Genomic DNA, 18,531 nt, shown 5'->3' on the forward strand with positions numbered 1-18,531 from the left:
CCCTACATTGAAGTAACCAACGTTAGAGCCAACCATATTCCGCCATCGATAGCGGTTCTCCATCGCCGACGATGAAATGATCCAGTACCCGTACATCCACCAGAGCCAGCGCCTCCTTCAGTCGACCGGTGAGCAGGCGATCGGCCTGGCTGGGTTCGGCGACGCCGGAGGGATGGTTATGCGTCAGGATGACGGCCGCCGCGTTGTGGGCGAGGGCCCGCTTGACCACCTGCCGGGGGTAGACGCTGGCGCCGTCGATGGTGCCGTGGAACAGGGCCTCGAAGGCCAGCACCCGGTGGCGGGTATCGAGGAACAGGCAGCCGAAGATCTCGTGGGGTTCGTGGCGCAGGCGGGCCTTGAGATAGTCGCGGACCTGCTGGGGGCTTTCCAGCGCCGAGTCGCGCCTGAGACCTTCGGCCAGATGGCGCCGGCCCATTTCCAGCACCGCCTGCAACTGGCTGTACTTGGCCGGGCCCAAGCCGAGGTGGGCGCTGAAGGATGCCAGGTCCGCCTCCAGCAAAGCCCGCAGGCTGCCGAATTCACCGAGCAACTGACGGGCGAGGTCCACGGCGCTGCGCCCGGCGACACCCGTGCGCAGGAAGATTGCCAGCAGCTCGGCGTCGGTGAGGGTCTGGGCCCCTCGTTCCAGCAGTTTTTCCCGCGGCCGCTCCTGGGCCGGCCAGTCCTTGATGCTCATGGGACGCTCCTTGTTTGGGCTGGCGCCTGCGTCCTGCAGGCGCTGTGCTATCTTAACCGGATGATTCGCGGGTTTGCGCCAGCTTAGAGCGTCGGCGAGGCCCGTTCTAGACGGTTTCGAAGCGGAAGACTGTATGCAGCGGCTCCATCGTAAACGCATCGTGCTGGGCGTCGGAGGTGGCATCGCCGCTTACAAGAGCGCCGAGCTGGTGCGCCGACTCAAGGACCAGGGCGCCGAGGTGCGGGTGGTACTGACCCGCGGCGGGCGCGAATTCATCACGCCGCTGACCCTCCAGGCCCTCTCCGGGCTGCCCGTGCACCTCGACCTGCTGGACTCGGCCGCCGAAGCGGCCATGGGTCATATCGAACTGGCCCGCTGGGCCGATCTGGTCCTGGTCGCCCCGGCCACCGCCGATGTCATGGCGCGCCTGGCCCAGGGTGTAGCGGACGATCTGCTCACCACCCTGGTGCTGGCCACCGATGCCCGGGTTGCCCTGGCCCCCGCCATGAACCAGGCCATGTGGCGCGATCCGGCCACCCAGGCCAATGCCGAAGTGCTGCGCCGTCGCGGCATTGAGCTGTTCGGCCCGGCCAGTGGCAGCCAGGCCTGTGGCGACGTCGGCCCCGGCCGGATGCTGGAAGCCACCGACCTGGCCCAGCTCGCCGCCGACTGCTTCCAGCGCCTGGACCTGACCGGTCGCCACGTGGTCATCACCGCCGGGCCGACCCAGGAAAACATCGACCCGGTGCGCTACATCACCAACCACAGCTCCGGCCGCATGGGCTTCGCCCTGGCGGAGGCGGCGGCGGAGGCGGGCGCACGCGTCAGCCTGGTGAGCGGCCCGGTGCATCTGGCGACCCCCGATCGCGTCGAGCGCATCGACGTGGTCAGCGCCCGCGACATGCTGGCCGCCTGCGAGGCGCTGATGCCTTGCGACGTGCTGATCGCCTCGGCGGCGGTGGCGGACTATCGCCCAGAAGTCATCGCTCCGCACAAGCTGAAGAAGGACCCCACCCGTGGTGACGGCCTGCTGCTGGAGCTGGTGCGCAACCCCGACATCCTCGCCACCCTGGCGCAGCGCCCGGATCGGCCCTTCAGCGTCGGCTTCGCCGCGGAAACCCAGAATCTGCTGGAATACGCCCAGCGCAAGCTGCGCGACAAGAACCTCGATCTCATCGTCGCCAACGACGTGGCCAATCCGGCCATCGGCTTCAACAGCGAAGACAACGCGGTCACCGTGATCGACCGGGGCCTGCACGAGATCCGCTTCGAGCAGACCAGCAAGGGCAAGATCGCCCGGCAGCTCATCGCGCTGATTTCCACCCACTTGAAAGACACCGTCCAGACCCATGCATAGCCTTCAAGCCAAGATCCTCGACCCGCGCCTGGGGCGCGATTTCCCGCTGCCGACCTACGCCACGCCCGGCTCGGCCGGTCTCGACCTGCGCGCCATGCTGCAGGCGGAGCTGGTGCTGGAGCCGGGGCAGACCGCGCTGATCCCCACCGGTCTCGCCATCCACGTTGCCGATCCCGGACTGGCGGCGTTGATCCTGCCGCGCTCGGGCCTGGGTCATAAGCACGGCATCGTGCTCGGCAACCTGGTCGGCCTGATCGATTCGGATTACCAGGGCGAGCTGATGGTGTCTTGCTGGAATCGTGGTCAGAGCACCTTCACCGTCAGCGTCGGCGAGCGTATCGCCCAGCTGATGCTCGTCCCTGTGGTACAGGCGCACTTCGATATCGTCGAGAGCTTCACCGAGACCGAACGCGGTACCGGCGGCTTCGGTCATTCCGGTACCCGCTGACGCCTAAGGCATTCAGGGCGCGCCGTGACATAAAGGAGAGGAACGGCATGGCTAGCAACGGCAAGGAAGAACGCAAGCACAGGCTGAAGAGCGCGCCCTTGCCCGGCCTGGGTGGCGGTCTGCTGCTGGCGCTCGCCGGTTGGTTATTGGCCGCAGCGCTGCTCTGGTTCCTGGTGCTGGAGCCGCAGGGCATGCGTACCCAGCAGCAGCAGGCCGAACGCGCCCTGCAAAGCCAGGCCGCGTCCCTCGACCAGTTGCTGGTCGGCCTGACCCGGCGGCTGCAGGGCGTCGCCGGTGATGCCCTGGTGCTGCAAGCCCTGCAGGGCGACGACCCCACGGCCCGCCAGGCAGCGGAGACGCAACTGCGCGAGCGCCTCGGGGTGGTCGACGTACTGGTGGTGCCGGCTGGCATGCGCCAGATCGAAGATGACCGTCCCGGACCTCTCAACTACGCCGCCCTCGATCTGCTCAAGCGCGTGGAGAGCGGCCAGCGCACCCCGCCGGAAGCCTATCGCCTGGGCGATCGCTGGCTGGTCTACAGTGCCCAGCCGATCCGCCGCGGTGATCAACTGCTGGGTAGCGCCGTACTGGTGGAAGAACTCTCGACGGTGCTGCAGGGATGGACGGTATCGCCCCCGGAACTCGGCCATTGGCGCCTGCTGCAGCAGTTTCCCGGTGGCCAGGTCCAGGTGCTGAGTCAGGGCGGCAGCCCCGGTGACGCAACCCTGGCCCGGCGCCTGCCCACCGGCAGCACCCTGTGGACGCTGGAACTCGCGCCTGCCGCCAGCGCCGCGGCGGACACGCCCCTGCTGGCCCCGCTGATGGCCCTGCTGCTCGCCCTGTTCGGCCTGCTGGCCGGCTTTTGGCTGTTTTCCCGGGAGCTGTCACGACGGCTCCGTGACGACGTCCGCAGTCTGGTCGCCTATGCCGAGGAACTTGAAACCAATCCGGCAGCCAAAAGCCCGGCCTTGCGCCTGGCGGTAATGGAACCCCTGGCCAGGGCGACGGCCCGGTCGGTCAACCCTTCGACCGGATCGTCGCCGGACCTCTACGCCGTGGCGCCGAGTGCGGCCGTGGCCAAGACCCTGGCGGAGTTTGCCGACAGAGGCCGCTCACCCCAGAGCGAGCCACTGTTCCAGACCACCGACATCCTCGACATCAGTATCCTCGACGAAGACCAGGATCTCCTGGGATTGGAGAAACCCCCGATGAGCACTACCCCGCAAGCCCCCCAACTCAACGCCAGCATCTTCCGCGCCTACGACATCCGTGGCGTGGTGGGTGACTCCCTGACCGCCGAAGCCGCCTACTGGATCGGGCGCGCCATCGGCTCGGAGAGCCTGGCGCGTGGCGAGCCCAACGTGGCCGTCGGCCGTGATGGCCGTCTGTCCGGCCCCGAGCTGGTCGCCCAACTGATCAAGGGCGTGGCCGACAGCGGCGCCAATGTCAGTGACGTCGGCATGGTGCCGACCCCGGTGCTCTACTACGCGGCCAACGTGCTCGAAGGCAAGTCCGGCGTCATGCTCACCGGCAGCCACAACCCGCCGGACTACAACGGCTTCAAGATCGTCATCGCCGGCGAGACCCTGGCCAACGAATCCATCCAGCGCCTGCGCCAGCGCATCGAGACCGGCGACGTGGCCAGCGGCCAGGGCCAGATCAAGCAGGTCGACGTGCTCAAGAGCTACGCCGACTACATCCGCAACGACGTGGTGCTGGCCAGGAAGCTGAAGGTGGTGGTGGACGCCGGCAACGGCGTGGCCGCGGTCAACGCGCCCCAGCTGATCGAGTCCCTGGGCTGCGAGGTCATCCCGCTGTTCTGCGAGGTGGATGGCAACTTCCCCAACCACCATCCGGACCCGGGCAAGCCCGAGAACCTGGAAGACCTCATCGCCAAGGTCAAGGAAACCGGGGCCGACCTGGGCCTGGCCTTCGACGGCGACGGCGACCGTGTCGGCGTGGTGACCAACGAAGGCAAGATCATCTATCCCGACCAACTGCTGATGCTGTTCGCCAAGGACGTGGTCTCCCGTAACCCGGGCGCCGACATCATCTTCGACGTCAAGTGCACCCGCCGCCTGAACAACCTCATCGCCGGCTACGGCGGTCGTCCCATCATGTGGAAGACCGGCCACTCGCTGATCAAGAAGAAGATGAAGGAAACCGGCGCCCTGCTGGCCGGCGAGATGAGCGGCCATGTGTTCTTCAAGGAGCGCTGGTTCGGCTTCGACGATGGCATCTACAGTGCCGTGCGCCTGCTGGAGATCCTCAGCCAGGAGAAGGGCAGCGCCCAACAGGTGTTCGATACCTTCCCGGTAGACATCTCCACCCCGGAGATCAATATCCAGGTGACCGAAGAGAACAAGTTCGGCATCATCGAGACCCTGCAGCGCGACGCCCAGTGGGGCGATGCCCAGATCACCACCCTGGACGGCGTCCGCGTCGATTACCAGAACGGCTGGGGCCTGGTGCGTGCGTCCAACACCACGCCGGTGCTGGTGCTGCGCTTCGAGGCGGAAACCCTCGAAGAGCTGGAGCGCATCAAGACGGTGTTCCGCAAGCAGTTGCTGGCGGTGCAACCGGATCTGAACCTGCCGTTCTGACCTTGCGTCAGCGGTAGAGCGGAGGGCGCCTGAGGCGCCCTTTGTCTTTTCTATGTCGACCTTGAGAGGTGAGCCATGACCCTGAGCCGCGAGGATGCCTCGCACGTCGCCGAGGTGCTGTCCGAGGCGCTGCCCTATATCCGCCGGTTCGTCGGCAAGACGCTGGTGATCAAGTACGGCGGCAACGCCATGGAGAGCGACGAACTCAAGGCCGGTTTCGCCCGTGACATCGTGCTGATGAAGGCGGTGGGCATCAATCCGGTGGTGGTGCATGGCGGTGGCCCGCAGATCGGCGACCTGCTCAAGCGGCTGTCCATCGAGAGCCACTTCATCGATGGCATGCGCGTCACCGACGCCCAGACCATGGACGTGGTGGAGATGGTGCTGGGCGGCCAGGTGAACAAGGACATCGTCAACCTGATCAACCGCCATGGCGGCAAGGCCATCGGCCTGACCGGCAAGGACGCGGGCCTGATCCGCGCCACCAAGCTCAAGGTCAGCCGGCAGACGCCGGAGATGACCAAGCCGGAGATCATCGACATCGGCCACGTCGGCGAGGTCACCGGGGTCAACATCGACCTGATCAACATGCTGGTGCGGGGCGACTTCATCCCGGTCATCGCGCCCATCGGCGTGGGTCCGGACGGTGAGTCCTACAACATCAACGCCGACCTGGTGGCGGGCAAGGTAGCCGAGGCGCTCAAGGCCGAGAAGCTGATGCTGCTGACCAACATCGCCGGCCTGATGGACAAGCAGGGCCAGGTGCTGACCGGGCTGTCCACCGAGCAGGTCAATGGCCTGATCGCCGACGGCACCATCTACGGCGGCATGCTGCCGAAGATCCGTTGCGCGCTGGAAGCGGTGCAGGGTGGCGTGCAGAGCGCCCACATCATCGATGGCCGGGTGCCCAACGCGGTGCTGCTGGAAATCTTCACCGACGTCGGCGTCGGTACCCTGATCACCAACCGCAAGCGCGGTTGAGCGGTCACCCCTGCGGCGGTCTAGCCGTCGCCGGGGCCTGCCTCATGGTTGTCCGTCGAGCTCCTGCATCCGCGCCCGATCGCTGTCGAAGGCCGCGGTCGTCTTGCGCCTGATGGTCTCGTAGCGGTCCAGGTCGGCCTGCAGCCGTACCTGGTCGGCCGCTGCCGCGTCCAGCCGCGCCTGGATGTCCGTGGGCAGGGCCTGGCCATTGCGCTGCAGCACCGCCGCCTGCTCCATCAGCTGCGCCTGCACCTGCCGGGCGGATTCCAGGTTGGCCTTCTTGATCTGCATCAGGCCTTCCAGCTCGGAGAGCTTGCGGGCCTTGGCCCGATCGACGTCCTCGACGCTGCTGTAGAGCTTGCGCAACTGCTCGTCGGCCAGCGCCTGCTGCCGGGCTCGCTCACGCCGCTCGAGCTCTTCCGCGGGCAGCGCCGGCGCCACCTTGCGGATCACCCGGCCCTGCTCGTTGAGCACGTCGTAGCCCTTGCCGGCATATTCCGGGGGCACGCCCTGGCGGTCGATGACCAGGGTCCCGTTGCGGTCCAGGTAGCGATACAACTCGGCACCCTGGCTGGCCAGCGGCAGGGCGAGCAGCACGAGGCTGGCGGCAGCGCGACGTACGACCATGACCGTCTCTCCTGGGTCTAGTGTGGTGTTTCAGAAGTTCGCGCAAGAATTGGCGAGTGGTTTTTGTTCATGGGCTAGGCGTCGCGACGAGTCATAGCAGGGCTATGGCGAGGAGTGGCAACAACGTCCAGGGACAAAAAGCGCCGCCAAAATTGTGCAGATAACTTCTGAAACACCACACTAGATCCCGTATTGGGCGCGGTAGTCCTGCACGGCGGGCAGATGGCGCTTGAGCTCGGCGTCTTCCGCCAGGTATTCGAGCACCTGGTCCAGGGCGACGATGCTCAGCACCGGGATGCCGTAGTCACGCTCGACTTCCTGGATGGCCGACAGCTCGCCCCGGCCACGTTCCTGGCGGTTGAGGGCGATGAGCACCCCGGCTGCGCTGGCGCCCTGGGCCTGGATGATCTGCATGACCTCGCGGATGGCGGTGCCGGCGGTGATGACGTCGTCGATGATCAGCGCGCGGCCGGTCAGCGGGGCGCCCACCAGCAGGCCGCCTTCGCCGTGGTCCTTGGCTTCCTTGCGGTTGAAGCACCAGGGCGTGTCCTGGCCGTGGTGTTCGGCCAGGGCCACCGCCGTGGCGGCCGCCAGCGGGATGCCTTTATAGGCCGGGCCGAACAGCACGTCGAAGGGCAGCTTGGCCGCGACCAGTGCATCCGCGTAGCAGCGCCCGAGCTCGGCCAGGGCCGAGCCGCTGTGGAACAGGCCGGCATTGAAGAAATAGGGGCTGATGCGACCCGATTTCAGGGTGAATTCGCCGAAACGCAGAACTCCGCGCTCGATGGCGAAACGAATGAAATTACGCTGATACGCCTGCATATAAGTCCTTGCGCGGCTTGTATTTAGCTAAACCGGTTTAGCTCGGGTATCATACATCCACGATTTTTTGGGGGCCATTTATGCGGATCATCAGCTTGAACGTCAATGGTATTCAGGACGCTGTCGAGCGGGGCCTGTTGCCCTGGTTGAAGGCGCAGAATGCCGACGTGATCTGCCTGCAGGATACCCGCGCCTCTTCCTACGACATGGACGATCCGGCCTACGCCCTGGATGGTTACATCCTCTATGCCTGCGATGCCGAGGTGCCGTCCCAGGGCGGGGTGGCGCTCTATACCCGGGTCCAGCCGAAAGCGGTGATCAGCGGTCTGGGCTTCGAGTCCTGCGATCGCTTCGGCCGCTACCTGCAGGCGGACTTCGACAAGGTCAGCATCGCCACCCTGCTGTTGCCCTCGGGCAAGCGCGGCGACGAGGATCTGAACATGAAGTTCAAGTTCATGGACGACTTCACCCACTACCTGAACAAGCAGCGGCGCAAGCGTCGCGAGTACATCTATTGTGGCTCGCTGTACGTGGCGCATCAGAAGCAGGACGTGAAGAACTGGCGCGACTGCCAGCAGATCCCCGGCTTCCTCGCCCCGGAACGGGCCTGGATGGACGAGGTGATCGGCAACATGGGTTACGTCGATGCCCTGCGCGAAGTCAGCCGCGAAGGCGACCAGTTCAGCTGGTGGCCCGACAGCGACCAGGCCGAGCACCTGAACCTGGGCTGGCGTTTCGACTACAACATCCTCACCCCGGGCCTGCGCCGTTTCGTGCGCTCGGCGCGCCTGCCGCGGCAACCGCGCTTCTCCCAGCACGCGCCCCTGATCGTCGACTACGACTGGACCCTGAGCATCTGAGCCGGGTCCTGAAACGCCAAAAACCAGCCCGCGGGCTGGTTTTTTGTTGGGCGGCTATTTCACCAGGATGACCGGCAGCGGCACCTGGTGCACCACGCGATGGGCCACCGAACCGAGCAGCAGTCCGCTGAGCGAGCCCAGGCCGCGAGTACCCATCACCACGGTATCCACCTGGAGCTGCCGCGCCATCTCGCCGATGGTCTCGGCGATGCCGCCGAAGCCAGTGTGGGTCTGGGCCTCGATGCCGACTTCCAGCAAGGCCGGACGTGCCCTGGCCAGGATGTCCTCGGCCTTGTCCTGCAGGCTGCCGCGCCATTCGCGCAGGATGCGCTCGTCGAAGGGCGCACCGTAGATCTCCGGCTCGTTCTGGACGTTGAGCAGGTGCAGTTCCAGCGGCAGGCCCGCCTTCACCAGGTCGAGCACATAGCGCAGGGCATTGTCGGCGCTGGGGGAACCATCGTAGGCGACCAGGACATTGTGCATGGGGCATCTCCACGAGAGGGGTATGCCTTCATGCTAGACCGCTGACGCCAGGGTCGCTTGATTCAGGTCAAGCGCCAGCCACTGCTCAATGGCCCACCCAGTTGCGCGCGCCTTTCGGAATCACCTCCGATTCATCGAGCTTGGTGGCGAACATGCTGACGGCTTCCACGGCGTCGCTGGCGCCGTCGCGGATCTGCACGATCACCGCCCCGGCCTGGTCGGCCAGTTCCACGCCCTTGGCTACCCGCTCCTGGGTGCTTTCCATGCTGGCGACGGCTTCCTGGGTTTCGCCGAGGATCTTGCCGATCATGTCGGCGATTTCCGCCGTGGCGCTGCTGGTTCGCCCCGCCAACTGGCGAACCTCGTCGGCCACCACGGCGAAGCCGCGGCCCTGGTCGCCCGCCCGGGCGGCCTCGATGGCGGCGTTGAGCGCCAGCAGGTTGGTCTGGTCGGCGATGCCGCGGATGGTGTTGACGATGGCGGTGATCTGTTCGGAACGCTCGCCGAGCTGGCCGATCACCCGGGCCGAGGCACTGACGTTCTGGGCGATCTCGCGCATCTCGCTGGTGGCGGCCTGGATGATCTGGGTGCCGTGCTCGGCGACTTTCTCGGTTTCGGCGGAGATGTGATAGGCCCGCGAGGCACTGCGCCCGTCGCTCTCGTGCTTCTCGACCCGCTCGCTGATGTCGCTGGCGTACTTGACCACCTTGCACAGGCGTCCGGTCGCGTCGTACACCGGGTTGTAGCTCGCCTCCAGCCAGACCACCCGGCCATGCTTGCCCAGGCGCTTGAACTGGCCGCGGAAGAACTCGCCGGCATTCAGGCGCCGCCAGAAGTCGGCGTATTCGCTGCTGTTGACCAGGCTGGGCTCGCAGAACAGCCGATGGTGCTGCCCCTGGATCTCGCCAAGGCTGTAGCCGAGGGTGGCGAGGAAGTTGTCGTTGGCGGTGAGGATGCGGCCGTCGAGGGCGAACTCGATGCAGGCGAGGGCGCGGTCCAGCGCCTTGAGCTTGCTCTGGGCTTCATGGTCGCGCTCGACCTGGCGGGTGACGTCCAGGGCGTATTTCACCACCTTGGCCGGGCGACCGCTGGCATCGAGCACCGGGGTATAGCTGGCCTCCAGCCAGAGCGTCCGCCCCTGGGCGTCGAGCCGCTGGAAGGTGCCGGAGACGAAATCGCCGCGCCCCAGGCGTGCCCAGAGGTCGCCGTAGTCGCGACTCTGCACCAGCGCGGGCGGACAGAGACGGCGGTGATGCTGGCCGATCAGGGTCGCGGCGCTATAGCCGGTCAGGCGCAAGAAGGTGTCGTTGGCGCTCAGGATCACACCGCCCAGATCGAATTCGATGACCGCCATGGAGCGTTCCATCGCCTGGATCAGGCCACGGCTCGCGGCAAGTTCCTCTTGCAACTGGGCAATAGTCTTTTTGTAGTGTGCGTTGAACATGGGACGCCTCGGCGTTCGCGGGGTGTAACCGCCCTTATCGACCTCCATTTGAAAGACTTTATCGGCGCTGAAGAGCGGTAGAAACGGAGCGCCCAGCGGCTGTCGCAAACGCGCCGGCCCGGGGCGTAAACAGGCATCTTGGGGGAAGTTCCCAGGCCTACCATCGCGGCCAAGGGGGTGGTTTTCACCGCCAACAAAATTTTAGGAGCGCCGCGATGTTCAGCAAGCAGGACCGAATCCAGGGCTACGATGATGCGTTGTTCGCCGCCATGGGCGAGGAAGCGCGGCGCCAGGAGCATCACCTGGAGTTGATCGCATCCGAGAACTACACCAGCCAGCGCGTCATGGAAGCCCAGGGCAGCGTGCTGACCAACAAGTACGCCGAAGGCTATCCGGGCAAGCGCTACTACGGTGGTTGCGAGCATGTCGACAAGGTCGAGCAACTGGCCATCGAGCGCGCCAAGCAGCTGTTCGGCGCCGACTACGCCAACGTCCAGCCGCATTCCGGTTCCCAGGCCAACGCCGCCGTCTACCTGGCGCTGCTGCAGGCCGGCGACACCATCCTGGGCATGAGCCTGGCCCATGGCGGCCACCTGACCCACGGCGCCAAGGTCAGCTCCTCCGGCAAGCTGTACAACGCGGTGCAGTACGGCATCAACACCGACACTGGACTGATCGACTATGACGAGATCCAGCGTCTGGCCGAAGAGCACAAGCCCAAGATGATCGTGGCGGGCTTCTCCGCCTATTCCAAGACCCTGGACTTCCAGCGCTTCCGCGACATCGCCGACAGCGTGGGTGCCTACCTGTTCGTCGACATGGCCCACGTGGCCGGTCTGGTCGCCGCCGGTGTCTACCCGAATCCGGTGCCCTTCGCCGACGTGGTCACCACCACCACCCACAAGACCCTGCGCGGCCCCCGTGGCGGCCTGATCCTGTGCAAGGCCAACGCCGACATCGAGAAGAAGCTCAGCGCTGCCGTCTTCCCGGGCGCCCAGGGCGGTCCGCTGATGCACGTCATCGCCGGCAAGGCGGTCTGCTTCAAGGAAGCCCTGGAGCCGGGCTTCAAGACCTACCAGCAGCAGGTGATCAGGAACGCCCAGGCCATGGCCGGGGTATTCAAGGCGCGCGGTTTCGACGTGGTTTCCGGTGGCACCGACAACCACCTGTTCCTGGTCAGCCTGATCAAGCAGGGCATCACCGGCAAGGATGCGGACGCCGCCCTGGGCCGCGCCTGCATCACCGTGAACAAGAACGCCGTGCCCAACGATCCCCAGTCGCCCTTCGTGACCTCGGGTCTGCGCATCGGCACCCCGGCCCTGACCACCCGTGGCCTGGGCGTGAGCGAGAGCGAGCGCGTGGCGGGTTGGATCTGCGACATCCTCGACCACCTCGGCGATGCCGACGTGGAAGCCCAGGTGGCGCGCCAGGTGGCCGACCTGTGCCGTGACTACCCGGTGTATCGCTAACCGCTCCGATCCTGGCGCAACCCCATCCAACCCCTTGCCCGGTCGCGGGAAAGGGGAGTCGTCTGCAGGAGTCTCCAGATGCAACGCTATTCCGGCTTCGGCCTCTTCAAGCACTCCCTGAGCCACCACGAGAACTGGCAGCGCATGTGGCGCACTCCGACGCCCAAGCCGGTGTACGACGTGGTCATCGTCGGCGGTGGCGGTCATGGCCTGGCCACGGCCTACTACCTCGCCAAGCAGTTCGGCGTGAAGAACGTCGCGGTGATCGAGAAGGGCTGGCTGGGTGGCGGCAACACCGCCCGTAACACCACCATCGTCCGCTCCAATTATCTGTGGGACGAGTCGGCGCACCTCTACGAACATGCCATGAAGCTGTGGGAAGGCCTGTCCCAGGACCTCAACTACAACGTCATGTTCTCCCAGCGTGGCGTCTACAACCTCTGCCACACCCTGCAGGACATGCGCGATTCCGAGCGCCGGGTCAGCGCCAACCGCCTGAACGGCGTGGACGGCGAACTGCTCGACACCCGCCAGGTGGCCGAGGAGATCCCCTACCTGGATTGCAGCAAGAACACCCGCTACCCGATCTTCGGTGCCACCGTGCAGCGCCGCGGTGGCGTGGCCCGACACGACGCCGTGGCCTGGGGCTTCGCCCGCGCCGCCGACGCCCTGGGCGTCGACCTGATCCAGCAGACCGAGGTCACCGGCTTCCGCAAGCAGGACGGCAAGGTGATCGGCGTGGAAACCAACCGCGGCTTCATCGGCGCCCGGCGCGTCGGCGTGGTCACCGCCGGTAACTCCGGGCACATGGCCAAGCTCGCGGGCTTCCGCCTGCCGCTGGAATCCCACCCGCTGCAGGCGCTGGTGTCCGAGCCGATCAAGCCCATCATCGACAGCGTCATCATGTCCAACGCGGTGCACGGCTACATCAGCCAGTCCGACAAGGGCGACCTGGTGATCGGTGCCGGCATCGACAGCTGGGTCGGCTACGGCCAGCGCGGCTCCTATCCGGTGATCGAGCACACCCTGCAGGCCATCGTCGAGATGTTCCCGATCCTTTCGCGGGTGCGCATGAACCGTCAGTGGGGCGGCATCGTCGATACCTCGCCCGATGCCTGCCCGATCATTTCCAAGACCCCGGTGGAAAACCTGTTCTTCAACTGCGGCTGGGGTACCGGCGGCTTCAAGGCCACGCCCGGCTCGGGCAACGTCTTCGCGGCCTCGCTCGCCTCCGGTGAGATGCACCCGCTGGCCAAGCCTTTCTCCATCGACCGTTTCCACACCGGCGCGCTGATCGACGAACACGGCGCAGCGGCCGTCGCGCACTAAGGAGCACGAGCATGTTGTACATCCATTGCCCCCACTGCGGGGAATTGCGCTCCGAAGAAGAATTCCACGCCGCTGGCGAGGCGCATATCCCGCGTCCCCTCGACCCCGAAGCCTGCAGCGACGCCGAGTGGGGCGACTACATGTTCTTCCGTGACAACCCGCGCGGTCTGCGTCACGAGCTGTGGGTCCACGCGTCGGGTTGCCGCCAGTACTTCAACGCGACCCGCAACACCGAGACCTACGAAATTCTCGAAACCTATCCGATCGGCGAGCAACCCCGCTTCACCGCCGAGCGAGGAGAGCGCACATGAGCCAGGTCCATCGACTCACCCAGGGCGGTCGCCTGGACCGCAGCCAGGCCATCACCTTCACCTTCAACGGCCAGACCTACCAGGGCTTCAAGGGTGACACCCTGGCCTCGGCGCTGCTGGCCAACGGCGTGGACGTGGTCGGCCGCAGCTTCAAGTACTCCCGGCCGCGTGGCATCGTCGCCGCCGGTGCCGAAGAGCCCAATGCCATCATGCAGATCGGCGCCACCGAGGCCACCCAGGTGCCCAACGTGCGGGCCACCCAGCAGGCGCTGTACCAGGGCCTGGTCTCCGCCAGCACCAACGGCTGGCCGAGCGTCAACAACGACCTCATGGGTATTCTCGGCAAGGTCGGCGGCAAGATGATGCCGCCCGGGTTCTATTACAAGACCTTCATGTATCCGCAGAACCTGTGGATGACCTACGAGAAGTACATCCGCAAGGCGGCCGGCCTCGGCCGTGCGCCGACCCAGGTCGATCCGGACACCTACGACAACTTCAACCAGCACTGCGATGTCCTGGTGGTGGGCGGTGGCGCTGCCGGTCTGGCCGCGGCCCTGGCCGCCGGTCGCAGCGGCGCCCGGGTGATCCTGGCCGATGAGCAGGAAGAATTCGGTGGCAGCCTGCTGGACAGCCGCGAGCGTCTCGATGGCGCCCCGGCGGCCGACTGGGTGGCCAAGGCCGTGGCCGAGCTGCAGGGCCTGGACAACGTGGTCTTGCTGCCGCGTGCCACGGTCAACGGCTACCACGACCACAACTTCCTGACCATCCACGAGCGGCTCACCGATCACCTCGGCGATCGCGCGCCCCATGGCCAGGTACGTCAGCGCCTGCACCGCGTCCGGGCCACCCGCGTGGTGCTGGCCACCGGTGCCCACGAGCGGCCGCTGGTGTACGCCAACAACGATCTGCCGGGCAACATGGTGGCCGGCGCCGTCTCCACCTACATCCGCCGTTACGCCGTGGCGCCGGGCCAGCGCCTGGTGCTGTCCACCAACAACGACTACGCCTACCGCGTGGCCCTGGACTGGCTCGAAGCCGGTCGCCAGGTAGTGGCCGTGGCCGATGCGCGGCCCAATCCGCGCGGCGCCTGGGTCGAGGAAGTACGCAAGCGTGGCGTGCGGGTCATGGGCGGTACCGCCGTGAGCGAAGCCCGTGGCAACACCCGGGTGACCGGCGCCAAGATCGCCACCATCGACCTGACCGCCTTCCGCACCCTGGGTGGCGGCGAGTGGCTGGACTGCGACCTGATCGCCACCTCCGGCGGCTACAGCCCGGTGGTCCACCTGGCCTCGCACCTGGGCGGTCGCCCGCAGTGGCGCGATGACATCCAGGCCTTCGTGCCCGGCCCGGCGCCGCAGAAGCGCGTCTGCGCCGGCGGCGTGAACGGCGTCTTCGCCCTGGGCGATGTGCTGGCCGATGGTTTCGAAGCCGGTGCGACCGCCGCGGCCGAAGCCGGTGCCAAGGTGGTCAGCGGCGAGCTGCCCCAGGCCGAATTCCGCCAGGAAGAGCCGAGCCTCGCGCTGTTCCAGGTGCCCCACGACAAGCCGTCGTCGCGGGCCCCCAAGCAGTTCGTCGACCTCCAGAACGACGTGACCGCCGCCGGCATCGAGCTGGCCTGCCGCGAGGGCTTCGAGTCCATCGAGCACGTCAAGCGCTACACCGCCATGGGCTTCGGCACCGACCAGGGCAAGCTGGGCAACATCAACGGCCTGGCCATCGCTGCCCGGGTGCAGAGCAAGGCCATCCCGGAAGTCGGCACCACCATGTTCCGCCCGAACTACACCCCGGTGACCTTCGGCGCCATCGCCGGACGCCACTGCGGTGCCCTGTTCGAGCCCAAGCGCTACACCGCGCTGCACGCCTGGCACCTCAAGCAGGGCGCCCTGTTCGAAGACGTCGGCCAGTGGAAGCGCCCCTGGTATTTCCCCAAGGCGGGCGAGGACCTGCACGCTGCGGTCAACCGCGAGTGCCTGGCCGTACGCCGTAGCGTCGGCCTGCTGGATGCTTCCACCCTTGGCAAGATCGACATCCAGGGCAAGGATGCGCGGGAATTCCTCAACCGCGTCTATACCAATGCCTGGACCAAGCTGGACATCGGCAAGGCCCGCTACGGCCTGATGTGCAAGGAAGACGGCATGGTCTTCGACGACGGCGTCACCGCCTGTCTCGCCGACAACCACTTCCTGATGACCACCACCACCGGTGGCGCCGCGCGCGTCTTCGAATGGCTGGAGCTGTATCACCAGACCGAATGGCCGGAGCTGGAGGTGTACTTCACCTCGGTCACCGACCACTGGGCGACCCTGACCCTGTCCGGTCCCAACAGCCGCAAGCTGTTGGCCAAGCTGACCGACATCGACCTGGACAACGCCGCCTTCCCCTTCATGGCCTGGAAGGAAGGCCAGGTGGGAGGCGTGCCGGCGCGGGTGTTCCGTATCTCCTTCACCGGCGAGCTTTCCTACGAGATCAACGTGCCGGCCAACTACGCCATGGGCGTACTGGAGCAGGTGGTCGCCGCGGGCAAGGAATTCGACCTCACCCCCTACGGCACCGAGACCATGCACGTGCTGCGGGCGGAGAAGGGCTTCATCATCATCGGTCAGGACACCGATGGTTCGGTCACGCCCCAGGACCTGGGCATGGGTTGGGCGGTGAGCCTGAACAAGAGTTTCTCCTTCATCGGCAAGCGCGGCATGCATCGCCAGGACTGCGTGCGCGAGAACCGCAAGCAACTGGTCGGCCTCAAGCCCCTGGATGCCCGCGACGTGCTGCCGGAAGGCGCGCAACTGGTGTTCGAGCGCAATCAGCCGATCCCCATGGACATGGTGGGCCACGTGACCTCCAGCTACTACAGCGCGACCCTGGGTTATGGCTTCGCCATGGCGATGGTCAAGGGTGGTCTGGGCCGCATCGGGCAGACCGTCTACGCCCCGCTGGCCGATGGCCGCTACATCGCTGCCGAGATCGTCTCGCCGGTGTTCTACGACCCCAAGGGTGAGCGGCAGAACGTCGCCTAACGAGGATAGCGCCCCATGAACGACATCAATGTGTACGACCAATACTCCGCCACGGCGCGCGCCGAGTCCCCGCTGTTCCACGCCGAGCTGAACAAGCTCGGCGGCCGGGGCCCGGCCACCGCCGGGGTGACCCTGCGCGAGCGGGCCCTGCTGGGCCACCTGGTGATCCGTGGCGACGCCCATGACGAAGGCTTCACCGGCGCTGTGCAGAGCGTGGTCGGCCTGGAAGTGCCCGGCCCGCTGGCCCTGACCCAGAAGGGTGAGAGCTCGCTGCAGTGGCTCGGCCCGGACGAGTGGCTGCTGGTAGTGCCCGGTGGCAGCGAATTCGCCACCGAGCAGGCCCTGCGCCAGGCCCTGGGCGAGCGCCACGTGGCCATCGTCAACGTCGGCGGTGGCCAGACCCTGGTCGAGCTGAAGGGCCCCAAGGTGCGTGAGGTGCTGATGAAGTCCACCTCCTACGATGTCCACCCGCGCAACTTCCCGGTGGGCAAGGCGGTGGGTACGGTGTTCGCCAAGTCGCAGCTGGTGATTCGCCACGTAACCGAAGATACCTGGGAGCTGGTGGTGCGCCGCAGCTTCGCCGACTACGTCTGGCTGTGGCTGCAGGACGCGAGCGCCGAGTACGGACTGCGCATCGAGGCCTGATCGGTCGCTGCCTCCAGTCGCGCTCCAGCGAACCCGACCTGCGTGAGGCGCAGGTCGGGTTTTGTGGTTTTGGCTTCATCTTCATGCAAAGGAATTCACCATGAGCCGCACGCCCGATACCTGGATTCTCACCGCCCAGAGCCCGAGTCGCCTCGGCACCGTGGACGTGGTCACCCGCTACCTGTTCGAGCAGGGCTGCTACGTCACCCAGCACCACAGTTTCGATGACCGTGAAGCCCAGCGTTTCTTCATCCGCGTGGAATTCCAGGTGCCGGCGGACTTCAACGAAGGCCTGTTCCGGGTCGGGCTGGACCTGCGCTTCACGCCCTTCGACATGACATTCGAACCGGTACCGCCCGGCTATCGCGCCAAGGTCGCCATCCTGGTCTCCAAGGCCGATCACTGCCTCAACGACCTGCTCTATCGCCAGCGCATCGGCCAGCTGCCCATGGACGTGGTGGCGGTCATTTCCAACCACCCGGACCTGGAGCCCCTGGCGGCCTGGCACGGTATTCCCTACCACCATTTCCCCCTCGATCCCCAGGACAAGCCGGCCCAGGAAGCCAGGGTCTGGCAGGTGTTGCAGGAGACCGGTGCGGAGCTGGTGATCCTCGCGCGCTACATGCAGGTGCTGTCGCCCGAGCTGTGCCGCCGCCTGGATGGCTGGGCGATCAACATCCACCATTCGCTGCTGCCTGGCTTCAAGGGCGCGCGGCCCTATCACCAGGCCTATGCCAAGGGCGTCAAGCTGGTGGGCGCCACCGCGCACTACATCAACAACGACCTGGACGAAGGCCCCATCATCGCCCAGGGCGTCGAGCCGGTGGACCACGCCCACTATGCCGAGGACCTGGTCGCCAAGGGCCGCGACATCGAGTGCCTGACCCTGGCCCGGGCCGTGGGCTTCCACCTGGATCGTCGGGTCTTCCTCAATGGCGGAAGGACGGTGGTGCTCTAAGCATCCGTTCACGATCTGCTGCGCGTCGGCCAAGCGGCGTTGCACATGCCTTGGATCGCCACGGCGGTCCCCCACTCGGTAGGTGTCGCCGTAACCGTAGCGTGGAAAACGGCGCAGCCTTTTCCACTGGGGCCCTGCGGCACGCCCTCACCCCAACCTTCTTCCAAGGGGAGAGGGTGCGAGCCGAGCAGGCATTCATCTCCAGCAGCACCGGCAAGATCATGATCGATCATCGTGCCGCCACCTTGGAGCAACTGTCCTTGCGCGACCATGGCGGGCCGTCGCGGTGGCCGCTCCTACGGGTACGAGGCTCGCCTGTAGGAGCAACTGTCTTGATCACGTATCGCAGCCATGGCCGCTTGTGTCTTGGCTTGCCGTTAGGATGGAGGTGAGAGCAGCAGGGGGCAGGCTGTAGGGCCGCAGTGTTTCGAGCACGTGTAGGAGCCGGTCCCGCCCCCTGCTGACCTCTGACGTCCCAGC

General features: G+C 66.3%; 16 protein-coding genes and 1 pseudogene. 11 read left to right on the forward strand and 6 right to left on the reverse strand.

Features of this window, described 5'->3' with window-relative positions; genetic code table 11:
* Positions 1-22: 22 nt before the first annotated feature.
* Entirely contained in the window at positions 23-697 is a 675-nt protein-coding gene (gene radC, locus AR540_RS10945; RefSeq protein ID WP_059228825.1) for a RadC family protein, read from the reverse strand.
* Between the two features lie 133 nt (positions 698-830).
* Between radC and coaBC the strand changes: the two genes are divergently transcribed.
* The 4 genes from coaBC to argB all read left to right on the forward strand — a co-directional run bounded on the left by coaBC (position 831) and on the right by argB (position 6,086).
* A complete protein-coding gene (gene coaBC, locus AR540_RS10950; RefSeq protein ID WP_059228827.1) occupies positions 831-2,054 on the forward strand; it encodes a bifunctional phosphopantothenoylcysteine decarboxylase/phosphopantothenate--cysteine ligase CoaBC in 1,224 nt (407 codons plus the stop codon).
* The gene (gene dut / locus AR540_RS10955) at positions 2,047-2,502 is read left to right on the forward strand and encodes a dUTP diphosphatase (protein WP_059228829.1); all 456 of its coding nucleotides are present in this window, start codon (positions 2,047-2,049) and stop codon (positions 2,500-2,502) included. Before coaBC ends, dut begins: the two co-directional genes overlap by 8 nt.
* Before the next feature lie 1,208 nt (positions 2,503-3,710).
* Positions 3,711-5,105 (forward strand): phosphomannomutase/phosphoglucomutase, encoded by a 1,395-nt coding sequence (algC, locus tag AR540_RS25860; RefSeq protein WP_201786115.1) that lies wholly within the window; start codon positions 3,711-3,713, stop codon positions 5,103-5,105.
* A gap of 75 nt (positions 5,106-5,180) precedes the next feature.
* On the forward strand, positions 5,181-6,086 hold the full coding sequence (gene argB / locus AR540_RS10965) for an acetylglutamate kinase (protein ID WP_059228833.1): 906 nt from the start codon (positions 5,181-5,183) through the stop codon (positions 6,084-6,086).
* 42 nt (positions 6,087-6,128) lie between these two features.
* Here the strand turns inward: argB and AR540_RS10970 are convergent, their stop codons facing one another.
* Both AR540_RS10970 and pyrE read right to left on the reverse strand, forming a co-directional pair.
* Positions 6,129-6,713: a hypothetical protein gene (locus AR540_RS10970; RefSeq protein WP_059228835.1), complete on the reverse strand. Its 585-nt coding sequence runs from the start codon at positions 6,711-6,713 to the stop codon at positions 6,129-6,131.
* A gap of 180 nt (positions 6,714-6,893) precedes the next feature.
* Complete coding sequence (gene pyrE, locus AR540_RS10975) at positions 6,894-7,535, reverse strand: orotate phosphoribosyltransferase (protein WP_059228837.1); 642 nt, start codon at positions 7,533-7,535, stop codon at positions 6,894-6,896.
* An 80-nt stretch (positions 7,536-7,615) separates the two neighbouring features.
* Here pyrE and AR540_RS10980 point away from each other — a divergent pair, with 80 nt between their 5' ends.
* On the forward strand, positions 7,616-8,395 hold the full coding sequence (locus tag AR540_RS10980; RefSeq protein ID WP_059228839.1) for an exodeoxyribonuclease III: 780 nt from the start codon (positions 7,616-7,618) through the stop codon (positions 8,393-8,395).
* Between the two features lie 54 nt (positions 8,396-8,449).
* Here the strand turns inward: AR540_RS10980 and AR540_RS10985 are convergent, their stop codons facing one another.
* The 3 genes and pseudogenes from AR540_RS10985 to AR540_RS26500 form a co-directional block, all read right to left on the reverse strand.
* A complete protein-coding gene (locus tag AR540_RS10985) occupies positions 8,450-8,878 on the reverse strand; it encodes a universal stress protein (RefSeq protein WP_059228841.1) in 429 nt (142 codons plus the stop codon).
* Between the two features lie 85 nt (positions 8,879-8,963).
* A complete protein-coding gene (locus tag AR540_RS26495) occupies positions 8,964-9,614 on the reverse strand; it encodes a methyl-accepting chemotaxis protein (RefSeq protein WP_442963783.1) in 651 nt (216 codons plus the stop codon).
* A pseudogene (locus AR540_RS26500) lies at positions 9,600-10,370 on the reverse strand (PAS domain-containing protein); the annotation flags it as partial. The gene AR540_RS26495 and the pseudogene AR540_RS26500, both read right to left, overlap by 15 nt.
* A gap of 167 nt (positions 10,371-10,537) precedes the next feature.
* On the opposite strand from AR540_RS26500, the gene glyA reads away from it, so the two are divergent.
* From glyA to AR540_RS11020, 6 genes are all read left to right on the forward strand, one after another.
* Positions 10,538-11,791: a serine hydroxymethyltransferase gene (gene glyA, locus AR540_RS10995; protein ID WP_059228845.1), complete on the forward strand. Its 1,254-nt coding sequence runs from the start codon at positions 10,538-10,540 to the stop codon at positions 11,789-11,791.
* Between the two features lie 78 nt (positions 11,792-11,869).
* Entirely contained in the window at positions 11,870-13,120 is a 1,251-nt protein-coding gene (locus AR540_RS11000; RefSeq protein WP_017639231.1) for a sarcosine oxidase subunit beta family protein, read from the forward strand.
* 11 nt (positions 13,121-13,131) lie between these two features.
* Positions 13,132-13,431, forward strand: coding sequence for a sarcosine oxidase subunit delta (locus AR540_RS11005; RefSeq protein WP_017639232.1), 300 nt, complete (start codon positions 13,132-13,134; stop codon positions 13,429-13,431).
* Positions 13,428-16,448, forward strand: coding sequence for a sarcosine oxidase subunit alpha (locus AR540_RS11010; RefSeq protein WP_059228846.1), 3,021 nt, complete (start codon positions 13,428-13,430; stop codon positions 16,446-16,448). The genes AR540_RS11005 and AR540_RS11010 overlap by 4 nt, the downstream gene beginning before the upstream one ends.
* A 15-nt stretch (positions 16,449-16,463) precedes the next feature.
* Positions 16,464-17,093 carry a sarcosine oxidase subunit gamma gene (locus AR540_RS11015; RefSeq protein WP_059228848.1) on the forward strand — a complete coding sequence of 210 codons (630 nt, stop codon included), beginning with the start codon at positions 16,464-16,466 and terminating at the stop codon, positions 17,091-17,093.
* A gap of 100 nt (positions 17,094-17,193) precedes the next feature.
* Entirely contained in the window at positions 17,194-18,051 is an 858-nt protein-coding gene (locus AR540_RS11020) for a formyltetrahydrofolate deformylase (RefSeq protein ID WP_059228850.1), read from the forward strand.
* Positions 18,052-18,531 lie beyond the last annotated feature (480 nt).

Origin of the sequence: Pseudomonas sp. EpS/L25 (assembly GCF_001512295.1) — a bacterium.
In the GTDB taxonomy this organism is placed as follows: Bacteria; Pseudomonadota; Gammaproteobacteria; order Pseudomonadales; family Pseudomonadaceae; genus Chryseomonas.

What these genes read in the sequence shown, in the direction of transcription:
- glyA (WP_059228845.1), top strand. Translation starts at nt 10,538, where the DNA reads ATGTTCAGCAAGCAGGACCGAATCCAGGGCTACGATGATGCGTTGTTC.
- AR540_RS11000 (WP_017639231.1), top strand. Translation starts at nt 11,870, where the DNA reads ATGCAACGCTATTCCGGCTTCGGCCTCTTCAAGCACTCCCTGAGCCAC.
- coaBC (WP_059228827.1), top strand. Translation starts at nt 831, where the DNA reads ATGCAGCGGCTCCATCGTAAACGCATCGTGCTGGGCGTCGGAGGTGGC.
- AR540_RS10985 (WP_059228841.1), bottom strand. Translation starts at nt 8,878, where the DNA reads ATGCACAATGTCCTGGTCGCCTACGATGGTTCCCCCAGCGCCGACAAT.
- pyrE (WP_059228837.1), bottom strand. Translation starts at nt 7,535, where the DNA reads ATGCAGGCGTATCAGCGTAATTTCATTCGTTTCGCCATCGAGCGCGGA.
- AR540_RS11015 (WP_059228848.1), top strand. Translation starts at nt 16,464, where the DNA reads ATGAACGACATCAATGTGTACGACCAATACTCCGCCACGGCGCGCGCC.
- AR540_RS10970 (WP_059228835.1), bottom strand. Translation starts at nt 6,713, where the DNA reads ATGGTCGTACGTCGCGCTGCCGCCAGCCTCGTGCTGCTCGCCCTGCCG.
- argB (WP_059228833.1), top strand. Translation starts at nt 5,181, where the DNA reads ATGACCCTGAGCCGCGAGGATGCCTCGCACGTCGCCGAGGTGCTGTCC.
- dut (WP_059228829.1), top strand. Translation starts at nt 2,047, where the DNA reads ATGCATAGCCTTCAAGCCAAGATCCTCGACCCGCGCCTGGGGCGCGAT.
- AR540_RS11020 (WP_059228850.1), top strand. Translation starts at nt 17,194, where the DNA reads ATGAGCCGCACGCCCGATACCTGGATTCTCACCGCCCAGAGCCCGAGT.
- AR540_RS10980 (WP_059228839.1), top strand. Translation starts at nt 7,616, where the DNA reads ATGCGGATCATCAGCTTGAACGTCAATGGTATTCAGGACGCTGTCGAG.
- radC (WP_059228825.1), bottom strand. Translation starts at nt 697, where the DNA reads ATGAGCATCAAGGACTGGCCGGCCCAGGAGCGGCCGCGGGAAAAACTG.
- algC (WP_201786115.1), top strand. Translation starts at nt 3,711, where the DNA reads ATGAGCACTACCCCGCAAGCCCCCCAACTCAACGCCAGCATCTTCCGC.
- AR540_RS11010 (WP_059228846.1), top strand. Translation starts at nt 13,428, where the DNA reads ATGAGCCAGGTCCATCGACTCACCCAGGGCGGTCGCCTGGACCGCAGC.
- AR540_RS11005 (WP_017639232.1), top strand. Translation starts at nt 13,132, where the DNA reads ATGTTGTACATCCATTGCCCCCACTGCGGGGAATTGCGCTCCGAAGAA.